At 74.4% G+C, this 1966-nt stretch carries 2 protein-coding genes; both read left to right on the forward strand.

Going from position 1 to position 1966, the window contains the following annotated elements:
* Nucleotides 1–705: ActD-like protein (locus D7X74_RS41590; RefSeq protein WP_120538432.1), on the forward strand; the 705-nt coding region annotated here is incomplete at its 5' end.
* A partial coding sequence (locus D7X74_RS41595; protein WP_147446902.1) for a caspase family protein occupies nt 702–1966 on the forward strand: 1265 nt, incomplete at its 3' end. The genes D7X74_RS41590 and D7X74_RS41595, both read left to right, overlap by 4 nt.

The following is a 1966-nucleotide window of genomic DNA, read 5'->3' on the forward strand; positions in this document are numbered from 1 at the left end:
CTCCAGGCCCTGCCCCCCGACACCGTCGCCCGCGAGGTGAAGGCCCGCCTGGCCCGCACCGCCGGCTCCGAAGGCGCCCTCTTCTCCGTGCCCCCATCCCGGGCGGAGGCCCCCGCCGCGCGCCCTTCGTGGCGCTTCCTGCCCATCCTGGTGCCGGTGCTCGCCGCCGCGACCCTGTTCGTCATCGCGCGGCCCCTGCCATCCACCGACGGGCGGGAGGCGCGGGACGCCTGGACGGAAGTGGGCGGCACCGGGGTCCTGGAACCCACCCGCAGCAAGGGACTCCAGCCTCGGCTCGACGTGCACCGGCAGGCCGCCGCCCGCACCGAACACCTCACCGACGGCGCCCAGGCCCAGGCCGGTGACGTGGTGCAGCTGTCGTACACCGCCGCCGGCAAGGCCCACGGCGTCATCCTCTCCGTGGACGGCCGGGCCGCAGTCACCGTGCACCTGCCCGACACCGGCCACGCGTCCGCCGCGCTGGAGCGCTCCGGCACGCACCTGCTGCCCCGCGCCTACGAACTGGACGACGCGCCCGCGTTCGAGCGCTTCTTCCTCATCACCGCCGACGCGCCCTTCGAACTGGACGGCGTGCTGTCCGCCGCGCGCGTCCTCGCCGCATCCCCCGAGGCGCGCACCGCGCCCCTGACCCTGCCCGTGGATCTGGCGCAGACGTCCTTCCTCCTGGAGAAGTCCCCCCGATGAGAGCGCCCGTCCTTGTCCTGCTGCTCTCGTTGCTGGTGGCGCCCCCGGTCCTCGCCGCCGAAGCCGTCGCCGTGCGAAGGCTGGCCCTGCTCGTGGGCGTCAACGATGGCGGCCCTGAACGCGTGAAGCTGCGCTACGCGGACACCGACGCGAGAGCCTTCTCCCAGGTGCTGTCGGAGCTGGGCGGCGTGCTGCCCCAGGACCGCGTGCTGCTCACGGACGTGGACCGCGCGGGCGTCCTGTCCGGCTTCGAGCGCATGCGCCAACTGGCGGAAGGCGCGCGGACCTCCGGGGCCCGGCGCGTGGAGGTGCTGCTCTACTACTCCGGCCACTCGGACGACGAGGGCCTGCTGCTCAAGGGCCAGCGCATGGACTACGGCGAGCTGCGCCGCGCGCTGCAGGGCCTGCCCGCGGACGTGCGCATCGCGGTGCTGGATTCGTGCGCGTCCGGCGCGTTCGCGCGGCGCAAGGGCGGCGTGGCCCGGCCCGCGTTCCTCGTGGACTCCGGCATCCAGGTGAAGGGCCACGCCATCCTCACCTCGTCCAGCGCGGATGAGGCGTCGCAGGAGTCGGATCGGCTGGGCGGCTCGTTCTTCACCCACCACCTGGTGTCCGGCCTGCGCGGCGCCGCGGACGTCACGCACGACGGCCGCGTCACCCTCACGGAGGCATACCAGTTCGCCTTCCACGAAACGCTCGCGCGCACCGAGCGCACGCAGGGCGGCGCGCAGCACCCCAACTACGACATCGAGCTCGCGGGCACCGGCGACCTGGTGATGACCGACCTGCGCGCCACCACCGCGGGCCTGCTCCTCACCGAGCCGCTGGAGGGCCGGCTGTACGTGCGCGACGCGGTGGGCACGCTGGTGGTGGAGGTGCAGAAGGTGTCCGGCCGCTCCACCGAGCTGGGCCTCGCCCCCGGCGCCTACCGCGCGCGGCGCGAGCTGGGCGGCGGCGTGTCCGAAACGGCCTTCACGCTGAAGGAGGGCGTGCGCACGCCGCTGTCCCCCGGCGACTTCATGAGCGTGGGCAGCGAGGCCACCGTGATGCGCGGCGGCGCGGGCGGCATGGCGATGCCTGCGATGACACCGGGGGGCCGGGTGCGGCTGCCCGTGAACGTGAGCCTCATCCCGGCGGTGAGCACCAACCAGCTCCGGGCCGGCGACGCGCCGGTGGAGAATGTCTTCGCGGTGGGCGCCATCAACGGCGGCACGGCGCTGGGGGGCGGGCTGGCGCTGGGGCTCCTGGGCAACGTGTACGA

Origin of the sequence: Corallococcus sp. CA047B, assembly GCF_003612065.1 — a bacterium.
GTDB lineage: Bacteria > Myxococcota > Myxococcia > Myxococcales > Myxococcaceae > Corallococcus > Corallococcus praedator.